This is a genomic window from Desulfovibrio desulfuricans, assembly GCF_004801255.1.
Classification (GTDB): Bacteria; Desulfobacterota; Desulfovibrionia; order Desulfovibrionales; family Desulfovibrionaceae; genus Desulfovibrio; species Desulfovibrio desulfuricans_C.
The window spans coordinates 2,885,910-2,908,378 of sequence record NZ_CP036295.1 but is presented as its reverse complement, the minus strand read 5'-3'; the positions used below and the strand labels follow the sequence as shown (position 1 = coordinate 2,908,378).

18 protein-coding genes are annotated in these 22,469 nt (G+C 62.3%); 8 read left to right on the top strand and 10 right to left on the bottom strand.

The window, feature by feature from the left end; all coding sequences use genetic code 11:
• Positions 1 to 79: 79 nt before the first annotated feature.
• On the bottom strand, positions 80 to 1,837 hold the full coding sequence (ggt, locus tag DDIC_RS12220; protein ID WP_247647479.1) for a gamma-glutamyltransferase: 1,758 nt from the start codon (positions 1,835 to 1,837) through the stop codon (positions 80 to 82).
• 124 nt (positions 1,838 to 1,961) lie between these two features.
• On the opposite strand from ggt, the gene DDIC_RS12215 reads away from it, so the two are divergent.
• Positions 1,962 to 2,462, top strand: a complete 501-nt coding sequence (locus DDIC_RS12215) for an AbrB family transcriptional regulator (protein WP_136400697.1) — start codon at positions 1,962 to 1,964, stop codon at positions 2,460 to 2,462.
• 65 nt (positions 2,463 to 2,527) lie between these two features.
• Here DDIC_RS12215 and DDIC_RS12210 read toward each other — a convergent pair whose 3' ends face one another.
• Entirely contained in the window at positions 2,528 to 3,283 is a 756-nt protein-coding gene (locus DDIC_RS12210; protein WP_136400696.1) for a sulfite exporter TauE/SafE family protein, read from the bottom strand.
• Between the two features lie 192 nt (positions 3,284 to 3,475).
• Positions 3,476 to 4,498 (bottom strand): TDT family transporter, encoded by a 1,023-nt coding sequence (locus DDIC_RS12205; RefSeq protein ID WP_136400695.1) that lies wholly within the window; start codon positions 4,496 to 4,498, stop codon positions 3,476 to 3,478.
• A 102-nt stretch (positions 4,499 to 4,600) separates the two neighbouring features.
• Here DDIC_RS12205 and DDIC_RS12200 point away from each other — a divergent pair, with 102 nt between their 5' ends.
• Positions 4,601 to 5,479, top strand: coding sequence for a LysR family transcriptional regulator (locus tag DDIC_RS12200; protein ID WP_211088879.1), 879 nt, complete (start codon positions 4,601 to 4,603; stop codon positions 5,477 to 5,479).
• Between the two features lie 21 nt (positions 5,480 to 5,500).
• Here DDIC_RS12200 and DDIC_RS12195 read toward each other — a convergent pair whose 3' ends face one another.
• The 4 genes from DDIC_RS12195 to DDIC_RS12180 all read right to left on the bottom strand — a co-directional run bounded on the left by DDIC_RS12195 (position 5,501) and on the right by DDIC_RS12180 (position 10,559).
• A complete protein-coding gene (locus DDIC_RS12195; RefSeq protein ID WP_247647478.1) occupies positions 5,501 to 7,105 on the bottom strand; it encodes a tetratricopeptide repeat protein in 1,605 nt (534 codons plus the stop codon).
• Positions 7,106 to 7,116: 11 nt separating this feature from the next.
• Entirely contained in the window at positions 7,117 to 8,349 is a 1,233-nt protein-coding gene (locus tag DDIC_RS12190; RefSeq protein ID WP_136400694.1) for a hypothetical protein, read from the bottom strand.
• A 15-nt stretch (positions 8,350 to 8,364) separates the two neighbouring features.
• Positions 8,365 to 9,984, bottom strand: a complete 1,620-nt coding sequence (locus DDIC_RS12185) for an MBOAT family O-acyltransferase (protein ID WP_136400693.1) — start codon at positions 9,982 to 9,984, stop codon at positions 8,365 to 8,367.
• A 287-nt stretch (positions 9,985 to 10,271) separates the two neighbouring features.
• Positions 10,272 to 10,559 (bottom strand): integration host factor subunit alpha, encoded by a 288-nt coding sequence (locus DDIC_RS12180; RefSeq protein ID WP_136400692.1) that lies wholly within the window; start codon positions 10,557 to 10,559, stop codon positions 10,272 to 10,274.
• Between the two features lie 325 nt (positions 10,560 to 10,884).
• Here DDIC_RS12180 and DDIC_RS12175 point away from each other — a divergent pair, with 325 nt between their 5' ends.
• Entirely contained in the window at positions 10,885 to 11,976 is a 1,092-nt protein-coding gene (locus DDIC_RS12175; RefSeq protein ID WP_247647477.1) for a radical SAM protein, read from the top strand.
• A gap of 243 nt (positions 11,977 to 12,219) precedes the next feature.
• On the opposite strand, the gene DDIC_RS12170 is transcribed toward DDIC_RS12175, so the two are convergent.
• On the bottom strand, positions 12,220 to 12,720 hold the full coding sequence (locus DDIC_RS12170; protein ID WP_136400691.1) for a Spy/CpxP family protein refolding chaperone: 501 nt from the start codon (positions 12,718 to 12,720) through the stop codon (positions 12,220 to 12,222).
• A 305-nt stretch (positions 12,721 to 13,025) separates the two neighbouring features.
• Entirely contained in the window at positions 13,026 to 13,487 is a 462-nt protein-coding gene (locus tag DDIC_RS12165) for a zinc resistance protein (protein WP_136400690.1), read from the bottom strand.
• Between the two features lie 177 nt (positions 13,488 to 13,664).
• Between DDIC_RS12165 and zraS the strand changes: the two genes are divergently transcribed.
• From zraS to DDIC_RS12150, 3 genes are all read left to right on the top strand, one after another.
• Positions 13,665 to 15,167 carry a two-component system sensor histidine kinase ZraS gene (zraS, locus tag DDIC_RS12160; RefSeq protein WP_136400689.1) on the top strand — a complete coding sequence of 501 codons (1,503 nt, stop codon included), beginning with the start codon at positions 13,665 to 13,667 and terminating at the stop codon, positions 15,165 to 15,167.
• A gap of 87 nt (positions 15,168 to 15,254) precedes the next feature.
• The gene (locus DDIC_RS12155; RefSeq protein ID WP_432612335.1) at positions 15,255 to 16,568 is read left to right on the top strand and encodes a sigma-54-dependent transcriptional regulator; all 1,314 of its coding nucleotides are present in this window, start codon (positions 15,255 to 15,257) and stop codon (positions 16,566 to 16,568) included.
• Positions 16,569 to 16,903: 335 nt separating this feature from the next.
• Positions 16,904 to 17,536: an HD domain-containing protein gene (locus tag DDIC_RS12150; RefSeq protein ID WP_136400687.1), complete on the top strand. Its 633-nt coding sequence runs from the start codon at positions 16,904 to 16,906 to the stop codon at positions 17,534 to 17,536.
• A 193-nt stretch (positions 17,537 to 17,729) separates the two neighbouring features.
• Here DDIC_RS12150 and argB read toward each other — a convergent pair whose 3' ends face one another.
• A complete protein-coding gene (gene argB / locus DDIC_RS12145) occupies positions 17,730 to 18,512 on the bottom strand; it encodes an acetylglutamate kinase (RefSeq protein ID WP_136400686.1) in 783 nt (260 codons plus the stop codon).
• Positions 18,513 to 18,819: 307 nt separating this feature from the next.
• Between argB and DDIC_RS12140 the strand changes: the two genes are divergently transcribed.
• Together DDIC_RS12140 and gltX are read left to right on the top strand one after the other, a co-directional pair.
• The gene (locus tag DDIC_RS12140) at positions 18,820 to 20,925 is read left to right on the top strand and encodes a hybrid sensor histidine kinase/response regulator (protein WP_136400685.1); all 2,106 of its coding nucleotides are present in this window, start codon (positions 18,820 to 18,822) and stop codon (positions 20,923 to 20,925) included.
• A gap of 65 nt (positions 20,926 to 20,990) precedes the next feature.
• Positions 20,991 to 22,382: a glutamate--tRNA ligase gene (gltX, locus tag DDIC_RS12135; protein ID WP_136400684.1), complete on the top strand. Its 1,392-nt coding sequence runs from the start codon at positions 20,991 to 20,993 to the stop codon at positions 22,380 to 22,382.
• Positions 22,383 to 22,469: the final 87 nt, after the last annotated feature.

Here is a 22,469-nt window from a genome sequence, read left to right as displayed (position 1 = left end):
GTATATAACCACGATTTTACACCAATGGCTACACAAAATGCCTCACGGTGTTTTGCAGGCGCGGCAGTGGGTTGCGGTGTTAATAACCAGCGGCCAGGCCGTCGCTGCGCGGGTCGGTTGCGCCATACAGCACACCCGTGCCCTGGTCGCGCAAAATGGCTCCTGCATGCCCCATAAGGTCGCTATATCCCCCTGTAAGTTGCACGTCATGCCCCCTTTGGCGCAGGCTTGCGGCCACCTGGGGGGCAAAGCGGCCCTCGATGCGCAGGTTGTTGGCAGGCAGGCCCCAGCTGCGCCCGTACAGCCAGCGGGGCGCGGCAACCGCATCGTGCGGGCTGAGGCCAAAGTCGACCATGCGGGTCACAATGGCGGCCTGGGTCTGGGGTTGTCCCTCGCCGCCCATGGTGCCGTAGACAAGCCATGGCTTGCCGTCCTTGCGCAGCATGGGCGGGTTAAGCGTATGCATGGTTCGCTTGAGCGGGGCCAGCGCGTTGATGTGCCCGGCATCCAGCGAAAAAAAGCTGCCCCTGTTCTGCAGCAATACGCCCGTATCCCCGGCTACAATGCCCGCGCCAAAGTCGTGAAATATGCTCTGGATGGCCGAAACAGCGTTGCCCACGGCATCCACAACGCCAAACCAGCAGGTGTCGCCCTTTGGCTCCAGCGGGGCGTTGGGGGCAAGCGCGCGGCGCATGTCGATGCGGCCTGCCAGATCGCGTCCGTGCGCGGGCGACAGCATATATTCGACAGGTATCTCGGCAAAATCGGGATCAGTGACGTGGGCGTCGCGCTCGGCAAAGGCCAGCTTGGTGGCTTCGACAACGGCATGGATATGGTCGGCGCTGCCCTCGCCAAGGCTGGCTACATCCATATGTTCAAGGATGTTGAGTATGGACAGGGAGGCCACGCCCTGCGTATTGGGGGGCAGGTTGCACGCCTCAAGGCCTCGGTAGCGTACCCGCAGCGGCTCGACGGTCTCGGCCTGGTGCTCGGCAAAGTCCCTTGCCGTCAGCAGACCGCCGTTGGCCTGCAGCCAGCTGGTCATGCGCTGGGCCAGGTCGCCCTCGTAAAACGAGCGGGGGCCTTCCTGCGCAATCAGGCTCAGCGTGGCGGCAAGGTCGGGCAGGCGCATCCGTTCGCCCGCCCGCGCAGGCGAGCCCGTGGGCAAAAAGGTGCGGGCAAAGCCGGGCAGGCGCTGCAGCTCGCGATAGCCCGTGCTGTCTTTTTTGCAGTCTTCATGCAGCCAGAAAGCCAGCGACGGCGTCACGGCAAAGCCTTCAGCAGCAAGGTCTATGGCCTCCTGCAGCAGATCGGCCAGCGAAAGCTGGCTGCCCCACAAGCGGCTGAGGGCGTGGGCGGCGTCCCAGCCGGACACTACGCCGGGGACAGTGCAGGCCGCCAGCGGCCCACGCAGGGGGATAGCGGCAAGGCCCTTTTGGGCAAAATATCCAAGCGTGGCCTTTTCGCCCGACCGCCCGCTGGCGTTGATGCCGTGCAGCGCGCCTGTGGCCGCCTCGTGCGCCAGCCAGAAGTTGTCGCCCCCGATGCTGCACATCTGCGGATAAACTACGGCCAGCACTGCGGCCACGGCAATGGCCGCATCCAGAGCCGTGCCGCCTTTGCGCAGGATGTCCACGCCTGCCTGGGTGGCAAGGTAGTGCGGCGAGGAGACCATCCCCCGCGTGGTCATGGGGTCAAGGCTGCGCGATTCCGTCTCCGCATAAGGGCTGGGCGTAAAGTGCATGGTGTCCTCTTGGTAAACGTCAGGGGTAACCAGAGCAGAGTAGCGAGAGGTTTTGCGCGCGTCAAACAGCAGAAAAAACGCCCCTTTTTCCATAATTTTGCGTCGGCGGCGCTTATTGAGAGCCCGGAGAAAAAAGCGTAAGCAGTGGGTGCGCCGCTGCGCAGCGGCGATAGACAGAGCATGCGGCCGCGCCCGGCGCGGCGCGAAGGATATTTGCATGGGTACAACGATAATGCTGTTTGCCGTGGGGCTGGCGGGAAGTTTTGTTTTTGACCGCTTTCACCTGCCCGGCGGGGCCATGACCGGAGCCATGATTGCCGTGGTCATTTTTAAAAGTTGCGGCTCCATCACCGCACCAGACATGACGCACTGGGTGCGCTTTTTGGTTTACGGCTGCGTGGGTGTCATTGTGGGCAACATGTACAACCCCGGCATGCTTGACGCCGTGCGGGACACATGGCCCATGATGCTGCTTTCGACCTGCATCATCCTTATGGCGGGACTTTTGTGCACCTGGATAGCGGTGCGCTGGGGCGGGCTTTCGGTGGGCGGGGCGTATCTGGCCACAAGCCCGGGCGGCTTTAACGCGGTGGTCGCGCTTTCGGGCGGCACAGGGGCGGAGGCTCCCATGGTGATGGTCTACCATCTGGTGCGCATCTACGCCATTGTGCTGCTTTCGCCCTTTGTCGCCAAGATGCTTGAATCTTTTGTTAAATAACCCGGCACGCCACGGCGTTGCCCACGGGCGCAGCAAGCCTCCGTCGAAATTCGGCGGGGGCTTTTTTATCGGGCCAGCAGCAGGATTATGCCGCCCAGCGCGGGCAGCAACACCATGCAGCTTTTGAGCAGCAGCTGCGGAGCCATGCGGGTAAACTTGGCCCCAACGTACGCGCCGATGATCTGCCCGGCCAGCACCTGCACAAACAGCGTAAGGTCAAGGTGCCCAGCCGCCAGAAATCCCAGGCTGCCCAGCGCCGCTATGGGCAGGATGACCAGCATGGTGGTTCCCACCGTCTGGTAGAGCGGCACATTAAAGATGATCAGCAGCGTCAGCTGGATAAAGGGCGTGGCCCCCACGCCGCAGGCCCCGGAAACAAGACCGTTGAACATGCCCACTATGACCGTGAGCAGCCAGAAGCGTGCGCCCTTGGTGTTGCTGCAGCGCATGCTGAACATCGGGTGCTGGGGATGAAAAACGCGCAGATAGATGAGCAGGGCCGAAACCATCAGCACAACGCCGGTGAGCGGTTTGAGCGTGGCGGAGGACAGGGATGACGAGACGTGTGCGCCCCAAAAGGCCCCCACAGCGCCAAAAGCGCCCATGAGCAGGCCCAGGCGGCGGTTGACGTTGCCCTCGCGAAAGTGGCTTATGGAGCCGGAAAGCGATGTAAAAACCATGGCCGCCAGCGAGGTGCCCAGCGCCACATGCATGGGAATGTCAAAACCCACGCTGAGCATGGTGATCATAACCCCTGCGCCGCCCGCGCCCACAAAGCCCAGCAGCGTTCCCAACAAAAGCATGGCGGCAAAAACAAGCATAACTCACCTGTAATACTGTAAGACATGGCCGCTCGTCGCGGCATAAGGGGTACAGTTGCGAACATGTCGCGGACAGCCCCCGGCATGCATTTGTGCACGCTAGCGCCGCTGGGCGTACGGCGCAAGCCGATTTTTGCAAGCAACCCCACCAAGTTCAGATCTGCGCGGCTGCGTGGCGTGCCCGAGGGCAATTCAGACGTGCGCGGCCCTCGCGGTGCGGGCTGAAGCAACATGAATGCGCGCGGCCTTCTGTGCGCGCGAAAGCGTATCCCACGCCCGCACATAAAAAATCAGGTAGCGGCAGCACACATAGGCAACCACGAGGGTGGCCACAATCATCTCAAGCACGGCAAAAAACTTGAGCTGCAGGCTGTATTCGAGGGCAGCCGGGTAGGCCGCCAGCAGATCCGATACCTTGTACAGGGCGCTGGCCCCCACGGCCATGGGAAAGGTGTAGGCCGCAAACCCGGGGCTGAAAGGCAGCCGCAGCAGCTTGAAAAAAGCCACGTAGATAATGCTGGTCATCAGCACGGCAATGCCAAGCAGCAGGCTGCACAAAAGCAGCGAAGGCGCAGGCTCGAGGCTCAGGTAGGCCACCAGCGAGAGGCTGGCGGGCGCGGCGAGGATGGCGATGGTCGGTTTGAACGCGTCGTCGATTTGGCTGGCAAAAATGAGCCGGTACCACATAACGGGCAGCAGGGCGGCGTAGCTGACCATGCCAAAAAGCATCAGGCCGTAAGCCAGGCTGTAATATGCCGGGCCGGGAACGGTCATGGCCGCAACGCTTATGCCCACAAATGGCACAAACCAGCTGGGCACCATCTGGTGCAGGCGAAACTGCCCGATCCTGAAGCGTACAAAAGCCAGCAGCAGGCAGAGATGCAGGGCTACGGCAAACAGCCAAAGGTACTGGGCCGCCCGCGCGTCGACAATGCTCAGGCTTTTGGATTGCAGCATAAGCGCCATGGCGGTGGTGGGCAAAATGCTGCCCAGCACCGGGTGGCGCAGTTCCTCAACCAGCAGGCCGGGGTTGAAGGCAAATTTGCCCGCAAGCAGCAGGGTCAGCGTCATGGAGGTAAGCGCTCCGAGCACCTGGCCAAGGTTGTGCAGGGGCAGGCTTTTTTCAAGCCCCATGCCCAGGCTGGCGATGCCAAGGGCCAGACCGGCAAGCGGCGTGGGAACCGCGCGGAAAAAACTGCGAATACTCTGCAACATGATTATACTCCCGTGGTGATCTGCTTGCCTGATTGCCACGAAACTGGCATTAAAAAAATCGAAATGATTTTAACGCAACGTATAAAATAATTGAACAACATCATGACGCTTAAACAGCTGCAGGTTTTTTTGGCCGTGGCCCGGTATCAGAATCTCGGGCAGGCCGCCGAGGCCCTGTTTCTCACCAAGGGGGCGGTTTCGCAGGCATTGCAGGAGCTTGAGCGGCATCTTGGCGTGCGGCTGTTCGACCGGGTGCACCCGCATTTGCGGCTGAACCACGAGGGCGCGCAGCTATGGCCGCTGGCGGACGAAATGCTGCAGCGCGGAGAGGCCATCGAGCGCCTGTTTCAGGCAGGCGGAGCCTGCTTTTTGAACGTGGGGGCCAGCAAGACCATTGGCAACTATCTGCTGCCCCAGCTGCTGCACGATTTTGAGCGACGGTACGGCTGGCTGCCCAGGGCGCAGATCGCCAATACCGGCCGCCTGCTTGAACTGGCGGAAGCGTATGCACTGGACGTGGTGTTGCTTGAGGGCGAGCAGCACAGACCCCAGATGGCGGCGGAGGAGTGGTTGCAGGACGAGATGGCCGTGGTGGCATGCAGGGGGCATGCCCTGGCCGACGGGGTTGCACATGCCCCTGCGGAGCTGGCCGGGCAGCGCTGGATACTGCGCGAGCCCAATTCCGGCACGCGGGCGTATTTTGAGCATACCCTGGGGGCGCTCATTGCGCCCTACAGCGTGGCCCTGAGCCTCAGCTCCACCGAGGCGGTGCTTGGCACGGTCGAGCGCGGGCTTGGCATTACCTTTGCCTCGCGGCTCGTAGCCGAGCTGCCGGGCTTCAGCAGCAGGTTTTCCATTATCCGGTTGACGCAGTCGTTTTCGCGCACGTTTTCACTCTGCTGGCACAAAGCCAAATACCATTCCGCCAGCATGGACAGTTTTATCCGTTTTTGCCGCGAATGGTCGCCGACCAACCAGTAGCGGCGCGTCTGCGGGCGCGGCCTAGCGTTGGCGCGTCAGGTGGTACACGCGGGGCACCATGTACATGAGGCTGAGCTGCCCGCGCGTTGGCTCATAGCGTGTGGCCACCACCACCGAACCGAGGTTCCACAGGTGCGCGTCCTCGCCCTCCCCGGCGGAAGGCGTGCCAAACCGGTCTGTGACCATCTTGAGAATCAGGCCCTCGACCCTGTTGTCGGGCGCGGCGTAATCCAGTTCAAGAAATCCCAGCGGGGCCGGGTCGCCCGGTCCGTAGCAAATGGCCATCTGGCGCGCGCCGGGGGCGACCTTGGACGCGTCGTAGAGGTCGCAGATGTAGGCGTTGTCCTCGCGGGTGGCGGTGGCCCCGTATTGCTGCAGGGCCGCGCGCATGGAAGTTCTGTCGGTATTGTCGAGCCGCTGGCCGAAGAGCACCGCGTCGGGGCGGGAGGGTTCGGCGCGGGCCATGTCTTCCAGATCCTTCATGGCGTTGGTGTCGCCGTTCATAGCCGCCGCATAGAGCAGCAGCACCGCGCGCGCCGGGTTTTTGGTCACGCCCTGCCCGATGCGGTAAAAATGCCCAAGGCGAAACAGGGCCTCGGTCTGCTGCTGGGCCGCCGCACGGCTGTACCATGCAGCTGCCGCCTTGTAATCTTGCGGCACGCCCCGGCCAAGCTCGTACAGCATGCCCAGGTTGTACTGGGCCTCGGGCTGACCCTGACGGGCAGCCAGGTCAAACCAGCGGGCGGCCTCCTCGGGGTTGGCCTCTATGCCGCGCCCCTGCTCGAGCATCCGCCCGTAGTTGCTCATGCCCGAAGGATGGCCGGTTTTGGCCGACTCCGCAAACCAGTGCAGGGCGCGGCCCAGGTCTGGCTCCACCCCCTGCCCCAGATCGTACAGCACGCCAAGGTTGTTCATGGCCTGCCCGTCGCCTGCCTCCGCATGCTTGCGCCAGATGCTCTCGGCCGTGGCGTAGTCGCCCTTGGCGTAGGCCATGGCGGCCTCCTCCGCCTGCGTGGGCGGAACCTGCTTTTGCGGGGCGGCAGCCGAGGGCATGGGCACAGGCGCTTCACTGGCGGGAGCGGTTTTTTCCTGCTGTTCGGCGTCTACCTTACGGCCTTTTTTTGATTTTTTATCCTTGCGGCTTTTGGCGTTTTTTTCCTTGGCGGGAGCTTCCGGCTTTTTGGGCGCTTCGGCGGATGGTTGCACCGGCTGACCCGGCTGCGAGGGCTGGGCCGGGGCCGGGGTTGCCGCGGCGCCCTGAACAGGCGCGGTCTTCGGCTGGGCCGTTTGCGCTGGTGCGGGCACGCCCGGCATGGTCAGCGGGCTGATCTGCTGCGCTGCAGGCGCAGTGGGAACCTGCACGCCAGGCGTTTGCACCGTCGGAGTCTGCACGGTCGGTGTCTGCACGCCGGGTGCGAGCGCGGGGGCGGCAAACCCGGGGTTTGCCTGTCCTGCAGGCGTGGCTGTACTGGCCGCGCCGGTGCCGTGTACAAATACGGAATCCGCCGCCGCAAGAGCCAGCCCATGGGGCAGCGCCAGCGCGCCAGACAGGCAGCACACAAGCGCGGTCCGCCATGCTGAAACAAGATGGGCGCGGCAGCAGGCCGCGCCCCATCGAAGAAACATGTCAGTGTTCCTTACGGTTTACGTTTGGGGCAATTAAAGTTCATAAAGTCCACTTCCGGACGGCTCGTGAGACGCTCGTCAGGAACCAGCGCATAGCCGCGCCAGTCGCGCAGTGTGGCGTTTATCTTATCCATATTTACATACGCCAGCAAGGCGGGCCAGCGGTCGGCCATATCGCGCAGCAGGCGGGCGTAGGTTACCTCGCCGCCGTGGAATCCGTCAAAGAATTCGCAGTCGCTGGAGGCAAAGGTGCGCGGGTCGGTAAAGTCCATAACATCTATGCCGCGGGCCAGCAGGGCGTCGCGCAGGCGGAAGAGGTGCGGGTAGTCGCCCTCGCGTTCGCGTATGGCGTCGAGCACCCGTACCGACAGGGGCGAAATAAAAACAAAGGTGGCGATACCGCGCGCCTTGAGGCGGCAGTATATTTCGGCAAAGGCGTCGAGATGCGCGGAACTTATGCCGCCCACGTCGCGGCTGTCAGCCAGCGGCTTGGCGTGAAAAAAGGCCTTGGTGCCGTAGCGCACCTGCTTGAGCGTATCCTCGAACTGGTAGTCGAAGGGGCGCTTCTGGCCGGTGCTTTCGCCCGTGTAGTACCACGAGCCGTCAGTGCCGAAACCGTCGTTGTACTGCTGGGCCATGATGCCGTAACGGTTGTCGCGGAATCCGCCCATGGACTGGGGCAGCAGGGGAGCGATAAAGTCCCTGGCCGATATTTTGCCCTCAAGCAGCCATGTCCAGGGCTTTTTGAGGCTGTCGAAGCCGTAGTTGTACGAGCCGCTGGTGGGGGGCTCTTCCTTGAAGGGGTCGGCATTCCACTGCGGCATGAACCACCAGAAATCAAGGCCGATAATGATGGCATCGGGCTTGTGGACGCGCAGCATGGCGTCGATGGTGGAGCGCAGCACGGGCAGGTTGCCCGCCGTGCCGCCCACGTTCAGAAAAGGCTTGCGAAAGTACGCGCCTCTGAACTGCATGACGCGCGAGGAGCCCACGGCGGCGATTTCAGGTTTGACCTTGGCGTAGAGCTGGAGCTTGTAGTCCACAAAATCTTGCGAAACGCCAGAGCCGAAAACGGCAAAGTTGCCCTTGGATTGCGAGGCGACTGCGCGCTCCACGGCCACGTCGCCGCTGCTGCGCAGCCACCACGCGGTGTAGGGAACGGCCAGCAGGCCTCCCGCCAGGACAAGGCCCAGCAGCACAAGAAAATAACGCTTCAAGAAGGCGGTTTCTGTGGTGTTGTTCATGGCGTTCACGCGTGGTTAAAATTGGAAGTACAAAAAGGTCGCCTTGCGCGAAACCAGAATCAGGGTCAGGAAGGCCATGACAGCCAGCCCTGTAGCCCAGGCGGCTGTAGGCCGCCAGCTGAGCCGGGGGTGTGAGCCGTCGCGCCTGCCGTGCAGCATCTCGCGGCTGTTGGGCAGCGCCCACACCACCGCAAAGCTTGTCAGCAGCAGGGCAAAGGGAATCCAGCCCTGAATGTAGTTGTTGGGCAGCCAGCGGGCCGCCAGGGCGGCAAAGCCCGCGAGCCCGTCGGTTGTCGCGCTCAGGCCGGCAGCCTCACGCGTAAACGGCCCGGTGAACATGGCCTTGAACATGCGCCCCGCGCCCTCGATGGTCAGCGCCCGAAACACAACCCAGCAGAGGTTGATGCAAAAGAACGTAAACAGGATGGAGCACAGCCTGAACGGCGCAAGGGCCAGAACCCGCTCGAGGGTTTTGCCCTTGATGCAGGCGCGGAAAAAGTGGTTGATGCTCAGCATCATGCCGTGCAGCGCGCCCCAGACAATAAATGTCCAGCCCGCTCCGTGCCACGCGCCGCCGATAAGCATGGTCAGAAACAGGTTGCGGTACTGCATGAGCCGCCCCTGACGGTTGCCGCCCAGGGGGATGTACAAAAAGTCGCGCAGCCACGAGCTGAGCGTGATGTGCCAGCGCCGCCAAAAATCCACAATGCCGGTGGATTTGTACGGGGAATCAAAGTTTTCTGGCAGCTTGAGGCCCAGCATCAGGGCAAGGCCGATGGCCATGTCGGTATAACCCGAAAAGTCAAAATACAGCTGGAAGGTATAACACAGCGACCCCAGCCACGCTTCAGCCCCGCTGAGGGGAAAGGCCTTTTCCGCCGCATTGAAAACAGAGTCGGCATACATGGCGATGCTGTCGGCCAGCAGAACCTTTTTGACCATGCCGATGGTAAACAGCGTAAAGCCCTGCGCCAGGTTTTCTGACGTGGCGGGCGCTAGCGCGTCAAATTGCGGCCCCATCTGCTCGTAGCGCACGATTGGGCCCGAGATGACGTAAGGAAAGCAGGCCGAAAACAGCGCGTGCCGCGTAAACCCCTGCGGGGTTACCTGCCCGCGATAGACGCTCACAAGCCATGCGATCTGTATAAAGGTATAAAATGAAATGCCCAGAGGCAGCCCCGGAGGGGTAAAATGCCACTGCGCGTGCAAAAGCGCGCCCAGGTTCTGGGCCAGAAAGGCCGAATATTTAAACCACAACAGGGGCAGCAGGTTGAGCACCATCGCCAGGGTCAGCAGGCTCTTGCGGCTCAGGCCAAACCGGCAGCCGGTCTGTTTGCGCGCGCCGCACAGGCATGCTCCCCCGGCTTTGACTTCCGGCCCGGTAGCCTCGGCGCTGGCTGCATCCTGCACTGGCTCATGTTCGGGCGCCGTCAGGGCCAGGGCAAAGGCGTAGTTCATGCCCAGTATGACTGCCAGCAGGATAAGGAACGGCAGACCCCACAGGCCGTAAAATACGACCGAAAAAGCCAGCAGTACAAGCGCCAGCCCCGTGGGGCCGTAGCCCTGGGTCAGTCGCCAGCAAACCAGCAGCAAGGGGAGAAATGCAAAAAGGAAGGAATACGAGTTAAAAAGCATGTGCGACTCCCGTTGGGCGGCGTGGACATGCCCGCCGCTCTGGCGTTAGCCTGAATTCTGCCGCGTGCAGCGGCGTGTGGTGTCTGCGCTCAGCAGATAGTGCCAAGGCCCGCCGAACCTGCATGCGGCCAGCCCCCAGCCGCTCCGGGCGCAGGCATGCCTATGAGCGCTCTGTACCCTTCAGGGGGCGCTGGCCGTTGCAATGGCAAGAAAAAGCGCGCACGACAAGAAACGCGTCACACGCGCCCCCAACGGCATGCACAGGCTGCCGAAGCTTGGCGGCTTGCCTAGGGGTTCAGCTCCGCGCGAAGTTTGCGCGAAAGACGAAACACCATTACCTTGCGCGGCGGCAGGGTGATGGTTTCATCTGTCTTGGGGTTGCGGCCCTTGCGGGAGGCCTTGTCGTAACACTCAAACTTGCCGAACCCGCTGATAAGCAGCGCCCGGTCCTTTTTGATGGCGATCTTCATGATCTCCAGCAGTTTTTCCACCACGTTTTTTACATCTACGCGGTTCTTGTCCGTTTCTTCGTAGATGGCCTCCACGATGTCCGCTTTGGTCAGTGTTTTTTTCATAGTGCTCTCCGGCGCAGTGCGCTGGTATGGCTAAATGGAACCCTGTGTTCCTGTGCCCCGCAGCAATGGTCGTCAGCTTCACACGAACGGAACTTTTGTGTAAAATACACGCAACTTACAAGCAGAGCAAGGTTTTTTTAAAAAATTCACCTGCATGTCATTTTCCGTTCGATGCGCTCCACATACCGTTTCACAGTCAGCGAGCCTCTATGCCCCTTAAAAAAAAGTTTTTTTTCTCCGTTGTCATGTTCGCATCCGCACCCTGTGATCCAGTGATTTGGGCAGCCGGGGCGGGGGTCTGCCCGCGCATGCCGGGGAGGCTCTCGTGAGCGTGTTGCCCATCGATTTTGGCCGCCTGCGGCCTCGCGCCGAGCGGCCGGCTGTTGTGCCAGTATTTTTGCCCTTCAGGGGCTGCCCTGTGCGCTGCGTTTTTTGTGCGCAGGACGTGCAGACCGGTCTTGGCGGCGCGTCCGCCTCACGCGGTGAGCCGGGCAGGGATGGGGCGGGCGGTTTGTTGCGCGCTGCCCGGCATGGTTTGCGGCTGCGGCATGAGCAGGGGCTTGCCCCGGCCGAGCTGGCATTTTACGGCGGTACCTTTACCGCTCTGCCGGAGCGGGAGCTGGCCGATTGTCTTGATCTGGCCCGCGAGGCGCTGGAGCAGGGGTGGATAGGCTCGTTCCGGTGTTCGACCAGGCCTGACAGGGTGGACGCCAGTATGCTAGAGCGGCTGCGCCGCGCGGGTTGCGGCGTGGTTGAGCTGGGCGTGCAGAGTTTTGACGACAGCGCCCTTGCTGCGGCGCGCCGGGGTTACAGCGGGCAGACGGCGCTGGCCGCCTGCGCCAGCGTGCGCGCGGCGGGCCTCAAGCTTGGGGTGCAGCTGTTGCCCGGCATGCCTGGCCATGCCCCGCGGCACTTTGCGGCTGATGTGCCCGCAGCTCTGGGTGCAGGTGCGGACATGCTGCGTTTTTATCCCTGCCTGGTGCTGGAAGGAACCGGCCTCGCCGCCATGTGGCGCGATAAAAGTTATGAACCGTGGTCGCTTGAGGTCACGCTTGAGGCTCTAGCCGGGGGCTGGCTTGCCGCCGCGAGGGCTGGCGTGCCCGTGATCCGCATGGGGCTTGCCCCAGAGCCGGGGCTGGCCGCAGCCGTGCTGGCAGGGCCTGTGGATAAGGAGCTGGGCGGCAGGGTCAAGGGGCGCGCCCTGCTGCTGGCCGTGCGGCAGGCGCTTGACGCGCATGCGGCGCGGGGGGACGGCCCCGTGGGGATGTTTGATCTGCGTCTGCCGCGCGCGGCGCAGGGTTACTTTTGGGGGGCTGGCGGCGAGCTGCGCCCGGCCTGGGCGGCTCTTGGCCTGCGGGCTGCTGTTTTTGACAAAGATACCGAACCGCATATTTTGCTGCCGCCGCTTCACGCCTGAGCGCAGGCGCGGTCTGTGGCGCGGGTATAAAAAAGAAGGCGGCCGCCGGGGGGGAACCGGCGGCCGAGAAGGGAGGGAGGGTGTTGATGGTTAAAAGGTTCTGTTCAAAGGAGGAGGTTTTTTGGAGGCTCCGCCATGCCCCCCTTGGGGGTAGAGGGCATGACGGAAATGTTACTCTGCAGGAGGCTTTATATGTGCACCGCCTTGGGCGGACGTGTTGGGAGCGGCAATTGGGGTTAGTGGCTACTGGGCCGCGCCGTGCTGATGTTTAGCCTGGGTTGGGGCGTCCTTTTTCGGCATGGCTGCCGCAGGCTTGCCCACTTCTTTTTCAAGGCGCTGGGTCATGGTTTCGTGCATCTGACCAAGCTGCTTTCTGAGCTGCAGCATTTCAGTCGCCGTGGCGCGCACCGCCGCTATGTCGGGGTTGGCCGCATTTTGCAGGGCGCGCAGCTCTTGCCGTTTGATAAACATCTGGTCTTTGACGGGTTCCATCTGCTTGGCGAATTCGGCCACAATGGCATCATATTTTTGCAGTTGTTCGGGAGTGTAAGCGCCTCGGCCCATCATGCCGTGCATGCCGTAACCCTGCATGCCGGGGCAGGGCATCTCGCCCTGGCAGCCGCCCATTTCCCGCATGCCTTCAGGCATATCGCCCGCAGGGGCCGGCTGACTGTAAACTGATATGGCGCTTCCCAACAGGGTGGCAGCAAGTATGGTTGCGATGGCGATGTTTTTGGACTTCATGGAAAGCTACCTCTTAAGCAAAATTCTTGTATATGGGCTCGTTGTTGTTGCAACGTTTGCTTGCTATAAAGCAATGCGCGTGCCAAAGATTATTTTTTCAATAAAAACAGCATATTGAGTTTGGATTGCCCTTTGGCGTTGCGCCAGCGGCCAGGGAAGCGTATGTTTTTTATACATTCGGCAGTCTTCCCTGTATAAAATTTGTACATCTGCATAATTTTCTTACAGTGGGCGAGGGCAGCAAAAAACAAAAAACGCGCCCGCCATAAAGGCAGACGCGCGTTTGCGCGAGTTTCTGGTCGCGGTTATTTGCTGGCGGAGGTCGACAGGCCGGGGTATTCCATGCTGCAGCCGCGCGTTTGCGGGCTGCCCAGCGGAACGCCCACCTCGGCGTCCATGCGCTGGTCTGCTCGTTGCAAAAGGGTGCGCAGCTCGTCCCGCAGCTGCTGCAGTTCATGCCCCAGACGGGGCAGGGTTTCGGGCGAGGTCGTCTGGTTGTAGCTCAGGTGGGCGAGCTCGTTTTTTTTCTGCAGGATACTTTTGCGCAACTCGTTGATTTTGGGAGTGTACTCGTCAATCACGGCCTGGGCCTTGGCCCGCTGCGGAGGCGAAAGCTGCTGCAGCCACGCGCGCATGTCAGCTGCGTGCGTAGCGGCGGGGCTTCCCGGCGCAGGGGTATATTCCGCATAGTCGGTCTGATCCGCCGCCGTTGGCTGGGGAAGGCACAGACTGGCCAGAACGCATAGGGAAAGAAGGGGTTTCATCATAAAAGACCTTCTGGAAAATAAACTCGTCCCGCTCTCTTACCAAGCACAGAGCGGGGTGGCAAGATTCCTGACCGTATGGACTCAGGAATAGCAAAAATCTTGCAAAAAGCGTGCAAAAATTTTGACCCGGCGTGGCCCTCCCACGGATGCCCCGCATAGCGATATCGAGCGTGCCGCATGAATACGGAAAACACCAGTACGGACAAAAAAGGGCCGGAGCCTGGGCGCTGCTGCCCGCTGCCCATGGCTCAGGCTGATACGGCAAAAATAGCGCAGGCGGCCTATGTGGCCGCGCGTACCCCTCTGGGCCTGCTGCTGGGCGGTGCGGCGGTGGTGCTGGCGCTCATGATAACCCTGCTGACGCTTATTTCCATCGACCGAAGCGAGGCGGCCATGGCCCGTCTGCTGGCCGAAAAGGGCTCGTCGCTGATCATTGCTTTTGAAAGCATCCTGCGTTCCGGCATGCGCAGCGAGGCGGGCGTGCGCCTGCAGGTACTGCTGGAAGAAATGGCCGATAGCCCCGGCATTGTCTTTGTGGCCGTGACCATGCCTGACGGAACCATCGTTGCGCACAGCAACCCGGCCCGGCTGGGCGAAATACTGCACGTGGGCGGGCGCGAGGCCGACGACGGCATCATGCGCGAGCTTGCGCCCGACATGCTGCCCCACTGGGGCATCATGCGCATGGAAGGGCGTCGCGTGTTTGCCGTGTACAGGCAGTTTTCGCCCGGGTTGCGCGATCTGCCCCGGGGTTTTCCGCTGCCGGTCATATTTCTGGGTCTTGACCTTTCGCCTTTTGAAATAACCCGCAGCCAGAACCGCGACTACGTTGCCATGCTGGCTGCCGTGACCCTGCTGGTGGGGCTGGCTTGTCTGGTGGCCCTGTATTATGCCGAACGCGCGCGCGAATCGCGTCAGCGTCAGCGCATGGCCGAGGGCAAGGTGCGCAGGCTCGAGGAAGAGGTGCGCCGTAAGGAAAAACTGGCCGCCGTGGGCAATCTGGCCGCAGGCGTGGCGCACGAAATCCGCAATCCCCTGAGTTCCATCAAGGGGTACGCCACCTATTTCGGCCAGCGCTTTCCCGATGGCAGCGAAGACCGCGAGGCCGCCAACGTCATGGTGCACGAGGTTGACCGTCTTAACCGCGTGATTATGGATCTCATAGGTCTTTCGCGACCCAGCGACGTAAGCCCCCACCCGGCTGACCTGAAGCTGGTGATTGACCACGTGACGCGTCTTGTGCATCAGGATGCGGAAAAACGCGGCGTCAGGATTGTCTGCCGCGCGCCCAAGCGCGTGCCGCTGGCCATGGCCGATCCCGAGCGCATGGGGCAGGCCCTGCTGAACCTGTGCCTCAACGCGCTGGACGCCATGCCCGACGGCGGACAGCTCACCCTGGCTATTGTGGAGCGCAAGGGACGCGTGTGCCTGATGGTGCGCGACAACGGCACAGGCATTGAACCGGCCCAGCTGCCGCACATTTTTGATCCATACTATACCACCAAGGGGCAGGGCACGGGCCTTGGCCTGGCCATGGTTCACAAGATTATCGAAGCCCACGACGGCGAGATCAGCGTCGCCTCGCGTCCCGCGCAGGCGGCGCGGCGCGGCGAAACCACGTTCAGCATCTGGCTGCCCCGCGCGGCGGCGGGCAGTGTGGCGCAGAGCAGGCAGGCATAACGGCTCTGGGCTTTTGCTCAAGCATAAAGTGAGGATACAGTGAGCAACTGCATTCTGGTTGTAGACGATGACGATGCCCACCGCGGCATGCTGCGCACCATGCTGCGCTCGTGGGGATACACGGTGGAAGAAGCCGCCGACGGCGATGAAGCAGTCAGTCTGGTGCGCGAAAAGTCCTTTGACGCTGTGCTGACCGATGTGCGCATGGCGCGTATGGACGGTATCCACGCGCTGCGCAATATTCTGGAGTACAACCCAGCCCTCCCCGTGGTGCTCATGACGGCGTATTCCTCTGTGGAAACAGCCGTGGAGGCCCTGCGTCTCGGTGCATACGATTACCTGGTAAAGCCTCTGGATTTTGAAGCGCTCAGACACACGCTTGAAAAAGCCATAGAACACTCGCGCCTCAGTGTAGAAAACCGCGAGCTGCGCCGCCAGCTCGGCGACGCAGCCGCACGGCCCGGCATCCTTGGCCGAAGCGCCCCCATCCGCGCCCTGCAGGAAATCATCGCCACGGTCGCGCCCACCGAGGCCACAGTGCTGATCTCAGGCGAATCTGGCACGGGCAAGGAGCTGGTGGCCCGCGCCCTGCACTGCGCCAGCGCCAGGGCGGAAAAGCCGCTGGTTACGGTCAACTGCGCCGCGCTGGCCGAAAACCTGCTGGAGTCAGAGCTGTTCGGGCATGAAAAAGGCTCGTTCACCGGCGCGGACCGTCGCCGCGAAGGACGTTTTGCCCAGGCCAACGGAGGCACGCTTTTTCTGGATGAAATCGGCGAAATGCCGCTGCCGCTGCAGGCAAAACTGCTGCGCGCCCTGCAGCAGGGCGAGGTGCAGCGCGTGGGGGCCGACGCCGCCATTACCGTGGACGTGCGCGTGCTGGCCGCCACCAACCGCGACCTGCGGGAGGAGGTGGCCCAAAAGCGCTTTCGCGAAGACCTGTACTTTCGCCTCAACGTCATCTGTATAGAAGTGCCGCCCCTGCGCGACCGCGCCGACGACATCCCCGTGCTTGCCGCACATTTTCTTGAGCGCTTTGCCAGCCGCAACCGCAAAAGCGTGCGCGGTTTTTCGCCCCAGGCGCTGGCCAGCATGCTGCGCTACGCCTGGCCCGGCAACGTGCGCGAGCTCGAAAACGCCGTGGAGCGGGCCGTTATTCTTTGCAACGGCGACCTCATCACCGAGCGCGAGCTGCCCGCTGTGGTCACCGGCCCCACCCCGGCAGGAGAGCGTCAGCCCGAGATGGACGCCTCCCTCGCTGGCCTGTCCCTCGACACAGTGGAGCGCCGCGCCATTGAGGAAACCCTGCGCCAGACCGGCGACAACAAGAGCGAGGCCGCGCGCCAGCTGGGCATTACGCGGGCCACCCTTCATAATAAGCTGCGCAAGTATGGCCTTGAGTGAACGGCTTTTTGCACGCTGGCTGCGTTCCACTGCGGGGGCGACATCGGTCAAGGAAGCCGATGTCCACGACCTCTGCCGCCCTCTTGCAGGCCTTGCCGGCGCACAAAATATCTCGGCCCGCAAAAGGCCGTGAATGCATTTTACACCAACAGTGTGGAATTTTGGGTCATGGCGCAGATGCGACAGCAGATGCAGACGCATTGCGCGGATGCGGCAGCCACTGAGGGGATTCTTTAGGGCGCAGCCTTGAGCCGCCGGGGCGTTTCTGCTCCTTTCATCTCAGTTTTCGCCCTTGCAGCCTTGCAAGAGGCCGTCGCTGTCGGTATGGAACAGGCATGAGCGAATCCAAGAGCAACAACGGCGATTTTTCGGCTGTGGACATGGGTGCCGAGCGGCTTGACCGCTTGGCGGATTTTTTTAACGAAGTCGGCATGCTGCGCCACACGCCGCGCACTGGCTACGCCTTTTTGGGCACCGGGCAGGAGAACGTGGCCGAGCATTCGTACCGGGTGAGCGTCATGGGCTACGTGCTGGCCCGCATGTGCGGTATGGACCCGGCCCGGGTGACGTACCTGTGCCTGTTCCACGACCTGCACGAGGCGCGCACCGGCGATCTCAACTATGTGAACCACCGCTATGCGCAGTGTCAGGCCCGCAAGGCGCTGGAGGATTGCGTGGCGGGCACCGGGCTGGAAGAAGACGTGCTGCCGCTCTGGGACGAGCTGGAAGAAGAATCAAGCCGCGAGGCCCTGCTGGCGCACGATGCCGATCAGCTGGACCTCATCTGCAACCTCAAGGCCGAGCTCGACAAGGGCAATGCTTTTGCGGAACAGTGGCTGGAGAGCGCGGTCAAGCGTCTGCGCAGCCCAGCTGCCCGCCAAGTGGCCGAGGCCGTGCTGCGGGCAGACCACAACCGCTGGTGGTATGGTCAGGTGGAGAGCGAGTGGTGGGTGCGGCGAGGCCGCTGAAAAATCCAGATTTGCAAAAGTGCAAAAGGCCCGAAACCGGGTGACGAGGTCATGTGCGTCGTGCGGTTTTGGGCCTTATTTTTGTGGTCTGCCTGGGGGAATCCCCTTTTGCCGGCAGTCGCTCTATTTAAATGAAGCACGAGAGGGGGCCGAAGGGGGAACCCTCCCCCGCACTCTCCAGCGCTACAACGATCTAGTTGGCGACCACCGTTCCCAGTGGCGCGTCGTCAAGCAGGTAGCGGCGCAGGCTTGAGGGCGAGCGGCCATCAAGGATGAGCGCGCGCTGGCAACCCGCATCCAGGGCGTTGAGGCAGGCCTCCACCTTGGGAATCATACCCCCGGTGATCACTCCCGCCTCGCGCAGGGTCTGGATTTCGCGGCGGTTCAGGCTGGGTATCAGCCTTCCGTCGCCGTCCAGCACGCCGGGCACGTCGGATATCAGCACAAAATATTCCGCACCGAGGGCCCCGGCCAGCGCGCCGGCCGCAGTGTCGGCGTTGATGTTCAGGGCCTCGCCGTCCGGCCCGGAGGCCACAGGGGCCACCACCGGCACAAAGCCGCCAGCCAGCAGGCAGCGGGGCAGGGCGGGGTCGACGGCATCCACCGTGCCCACAAGGCCCAGAGCGGGGTTTTTTACAGACGCCCGCAGCAGCCCGCCGTCACGACCAGAGATGCCGGCGGCGCGCACGCCCTGCTGGGCAAATTCGTTGACCACGGCCTTGTTGACCTGCCCGCACAACACCATTTCTGCGGCTTCCATGGTGGCGATGTCGGTAACGCGCAGGCCGTCCACAAAGCGGCTTTCGATGTTGAGGCGTTTGAGCAGCGACGATATCTGCGGGCCGCCGCCGTGCACCACCACAAATTCCATGCCCTGCGCCGAGAGCTGGGCAAGGTCGTTGGCAAATGCCGAGCTGAGGTCGGAATTGTCCATGGCGTGTCCGCCGTATTTGATAACCACCGTGGCATCTTTCATAAGGGTAATCCTCTGGCTGTTCAGCCGGAAAGGCTGCTTTGCCGACGGCGCGGCAGCGCTTGCAGCGCCGCCCGGCCCGCCGGGGCCTTTCGCTATAGTATGTGTATTTGCTTTACAGTTGTAAACGCTAGCACCCTGTGCGTAACCATGCAAGCGCCGGGTGTGACAACTGCGTGGCATTGCATGGATTTTTTGTTTCGTGCCGTGTCGGGCAGGCATGTCAGCCCGGGGAGGGCGCTTGAGGGCGTATGCCATTGTGCTGACGCGGTAAAACGGCTATGGATTATACCATGGAAACGGGGGGGATATGACCGCAAACGGTGCAGCAAAAGACGCGTCTCGCAACGAGGACTGGAGCAGCGAAGCCTTGGCTGCGGCCAATGTGGGACTGTGGGTCATAGAAATTGACCGCAACACCGGGGACATGTCCATGCTTGCCAACCCGGTGACCATGCGGCTGCTGGGCGCGAGCGAAGAAATGACCCCCGCTGAAAGCTTCAATTTTTGGGTGGACAGGGTCGATGCCCGCTCGAAGCAGCACCTGTGGGCCATCCACGACGAATTTCTTGCCGACAAGGCCATGCATGAGGTGCGCTACCTCTATAATCATCCCCAGTGGGGGCTTGTGCCGGTGCGCTGCGGCGGGCGGCGCATCAGCGACGAGCAGGACGATGTGGTGCGGATTGTCGGTTATCATCAGGACATGACCGAACTGCACGAGGCGCACCAAAGCCTGCGTGAAGGCCTGGTGCGTCTTTCTTTGGCCTGCCGTCTTGGTTGGCTGGGCGTGTTTGAAATCGCCCGGCTCGAAAGCGGCGAGCTGGACCTCACCGGCAACGATGTTTTTTACGAGCAGTTTGGCATCAACCCCGCAGCCAGCATGGCGGAGAGGCTGGAGCGCATGGGGTCGCGCATTGTGGCCGAAGACCGGCCAAAGTGGCGCAAGCTCTGTTTTCCCTCCTTGTGGACAACCGGCGGTCAGGAGCATCTGGAGCTCAGGGTGGCGCACCCCCGCAAGGGCCTGCGCTGGTACGCCCTGGCATATGAGGTCGTGGGCGTGCCGGGCGTACTGCGCATTACCGGCTATGTCAGCGACGTTACCGAGACGCGCCAGCACGAACGCATCCTGCGCGAGGCCAAGGAAAGCGCCGAGGCCGCCAACGCCGCCAAAAGCATCTTTCTGGCAAACATGAGCCACGAAATACGCACGCCCATGAACGGCATCATGGGCATGGCGCATCTTGTGCTCAATACGCCGCTGAATCCGCAACAGCGCGACTATGTGGAAAAAATCCACTCAACCTGCGAGTCGCTGCTGGACATCATCAACGATCTGCTCGATTTTTCAAAGATCGAGGCCAACCGGCTGGAGCTGGAAAACCTGCCCTTTCAGCCCGGCAAAGAGCTGGAGGCCGTCATGTCGCTGCTGCGGCCCAAGGCCGGGCACAAAGGCAGGGATTTTACGCTTGAGAGTTTTGTCGATCCCAATATTCCCGACTTTCTGTCGGGCGACGCCCTGCGTCTGCGCCAGATACTGCTTAACCTCGGCGGCAACGCGCTGAAGTTTTCAGAGCGGGGCACGGTGCGGCTGGCCCTTGACCTGCAGGAAAATACCGGCGAGAGGGTGCGCGTTGTCTGCACTGTGAGCGACGAGGGTATAGGTATGTCGACCGAAGAGCTTGCCCGCGCGTTTACGCCTTTTTCGCAGGCGGATACGTCCATCACGCGCCGGTTTGGGGGCACGGGGCTTGGGCTTTCGCTGTGCCGCCGCCTGACTGCCCTGATGGGCGGGCGCATCTCGGTTGAGAGCGAGCCAGGCAAGGGCAGCGTTTTTCGGGTGGAGTTGCCCTTTGCCGTGTGCAGCGGCCACCGCGACGACAAGTCGGCCAAAGATTCCGCCAGTACTGATGCCCGGTCTCTGCACGGGCTGCGCGTGCTTGTGGCTGAAGACGGCGACATAAACCGCGAGATAATGGAAGTGCTGCTGGACGGCATGGGCATCGAGTGCGTCTCGGCGGTCAACGGGCGGGAGGCCGTGGACATGTGGGCCGGTCGGCATGCGGAGATAGACATTATCCTTATGGATGTGCAGATGCCGGTCATGGACGGATATTCCGCCACGCGCGCCATACGGGCAAGCGGCCTGCCCGGCGCGGACAGCGTGCCCATCATCGCCATGACGGCCTATGCCATGCGCGGCGACGCCGAGCGCAGCATCCAGGAGGGCATGAACGCCCACCTGACCAAGCCCGTCAACCTTGCGGACCTGACGCGCACGCTCAATCTTTTTAACCCGCGCCCGGCCAACGGGCAGGATGCCGCCGGGGACGCCGCCGGGGACGCCGCCGGAGACGCCGCCGGGGACGCCGCGAAGGGCTGCCGTCTTTCCGGCGATGGCCGCTCGGGCTGCTGAGCAGCCCTTGACACTGCGCCGCCCATGCGCCACCTTGCCCCCAACGCCAGTTTAAGGAAAGCAACATGACTCAAGTGGTAACCCGATTTGCACCCAGCCCCACGGGGCATCTGCACATAGGCGGCGCACGCACCGCCATTTTTTGCTGGCTTTTGGCCCGGCACTTCGGCGGCCGTTTTCACCTGCGTATTGAAGACACCGACCTTTTGCGGTCAAAGCAGGAATACACCGACTCCATCCTCGCCTCCATGCGCTGGCTGGGGCTGGACTGGGACGGCGACCTGACCTACCAGACCCAGCGCGCCGACGTGTACAACCGCTATGTGGACAAGCTGCTGGAGACCGGCCACGCCTACTGGTGCTCGTGCACGCCCGAAGAGGTGGACGCCATGCGTGAAGAAGCCCGTCAAAACGGCCTCAAACCGCGCTACAATGGCCGCTGCCGCGATAAAAATATTGGCCCCGGCGAGGGGCACTGCGTGCGCCTCAAGGCCCCCATGGCGGGCAAGGTCGTGTTTGACGACCTGGTAAAGGGCAAGATCGCCGTGGACGTCGCCGAGCTGGACGACATGGTCATTCGCCGCGCCGACGGCATGCCCACCTACAACATGGCCGTGGTGGTGGACGATTACGAGATGGGCATCACCCACGTTATCCGTGGCGACGACCATGTCTCCAACACCCCCCGCCAGATACTCATTTACGAGGCCCTTGGCCTACCCGTGCCGCACTTTGGGCATGTGCCCATGATTCTTGGCCCCGACAGGCAAAAGCTCTCCAAGCGCCACGGCGCGCGGGCGGTTATTGAATATCAGCAGGACGGTCTGCTGCCGCAGGCTCTGGTAAACTACCTTGTGCGGCTCGGCTGGTCGCACGGCAATCAGGAGCTGTTTACCAAAGACGAGCTGATCGAATACTTCGACGGCACAAACCTTAACCCGGCAGCCGCCGCCTTTGACCCTGCCAAGCTTGAGTGGTGCAACGCGCACTTTATGCGCGAGCTGCCCCTGCCCGAGCTTGCCGCGCTGGTTGCGCCCTTTGTGGAAGCCGCCGGTCTTGGCAGCCTGCCTCTGGCAAAGCTCGAACCCCTGTGCGTCATGTTTCGCGAGCGGGCCAACAACCTCAAGGCTCTGGGCGAGGCGTTCCGCCCGCTGGTAGTGCCCGCCGCCGAGCTCAGCTATGTGGAAAGGGACGCGGCCAAGCACTTTACCGATGCGGGCAAGGCGCATCTGCAGGCCCTGTCCGCAGTGTTTGCCGCCTGCGAGCCCTTTACCGCCGAGGCCCTTGAGGCCGCGCTCAACGCCTATGTGGCCGACAACGGCCTCAAGTTCAAGGAAGTGGCCCCGCCCCTGCGCACGGCCCTCATGGGCTTTATGGGCGGCTCGCACCTCAACGAGATAATGGCCTTTCTGGGTAAGCAGGAAACCCTCGCCCGGCTGCAACGGGCAATGGGGTAACCGCCTTAAGAACATGGCACTTTACAAAGGGTCTGCCCATTGGGCCGGCCCTTTGTTGTTTTTGCTGGCATTGGACTTGCAATATCA

Coding starts and splice junctions, on each gene's coding strand:
- DDIC_RS12205 (WP_136400695.1), bottom strand. CDS start 4,498: ATGTTGCAGAGTATTCGCAGTTTTTTCCGCGCGGTTCCCACGCCGCTT.
- DDIC_RS12155 (WP_432612335.1), top strand. CDS start 15,255: ATGCTGCGCACCATGCTGCGCTCGTGGGGATACACGGTGGAAGAAGCC.
- DDIC_RS12170 (WP_136400691.1), bottom strand. CDS start 12,720: ATGAAGTCCAAAAACATCGCCATCGCAACCATACTTGCTGCCACCCTG.
- DDIC_RS12165 (WP_136400690.1), bottom strand. CDS start 13,487: ATGATGAAACCCCTTCTTTCCCTATGCGTTCTGGCCAGTCTGTGCCTT.
- DDIC_RS12195 (WP_247647478.1), bottom strand. CDS start 7,105: ATGTTTCTTCGATGGGGCGCGGCCTGCTGCCGCGCCCATCTTGTTTCA.
- DDIC_RS12180 (WP_136400692.1), bottom strand. CDS start 10,559: ATGAAAAAAACACTGACCAAAGCGGACATCGTGGAGGCCATCTACGAA.
- DDIC_RS12185 (WP_136400693.1), bottom strand. CDS start 9,984: ATGCTTTTTAACTCGTATTCCTTCCTTTTTGCATTTCTCCCCTTGCTG.
- DDIC_RS12200 (WP_211088879.1), top strand. CDS start 4,601: ATGACGCTTAAACAGCTGCAGGTTTTTTTGGCCGTGGCCCGGTATCAG.
- gltX (WP_136400684.1), top strand. CDS start 20,991: ATGACTCAAGTGGTAACCCGATTTGCACCCAGCCCCACGGGGCATCTG.
- DDIC_RS12150 (WP_136400687.1), top strand. CDS start 16,904: ATGAGCGAATCCAAGAGCAACAACGGCGATTTTTCGGCTGTGGACATG.
- DDIC_RS12215 (WP_136400697.1), top strand. CDS start 1,962: ATGGGTACAACGATAATGCTGTTTGCCGTGGGGCTGGCGGGAAGTTTT.
- DDIC_RS12190 (WP_136400694.1), bottom strand. CDS start 8,349: ATGAACAACACCACAGAAACCGCCTTCTTGAAGCGTTATTTTCTTGTG.
- zraS (WP_136400689.1), top strand. CDS start 13,665: ATGAATACGGAAAACACCAGTACGGACAAAAAAGGGCCGGAGCCTGGG.
- DDIC_RS12140 (WP_136400685.1), top strand. CDS start 18,820: ATGACCGCAAACGGTGCAGCAAAAGACGCGTCTCGCAACGAGGACTGG.
- argB (WP_136400686.1), bottom strand. CDS start 18,512: ATGAAAGATGCCACGGTGGTTATCAAATACGGCGGACACGCCATGGAC.
- DDIC_RS12210 (WP_136400696.1), bottom strand. CDS start 3,283: ATGCTTGTTTTTGCCGCCATGCTTTTGTTGGGAACGCTGCTGGGCTTT.
- ggt (WP_247647479.1), bottom strand. CDS start 1,837: ATGGAAAAAGGGGCGTTTTTTCTGCTGTTTGACGCGCGCAAAACCTCT.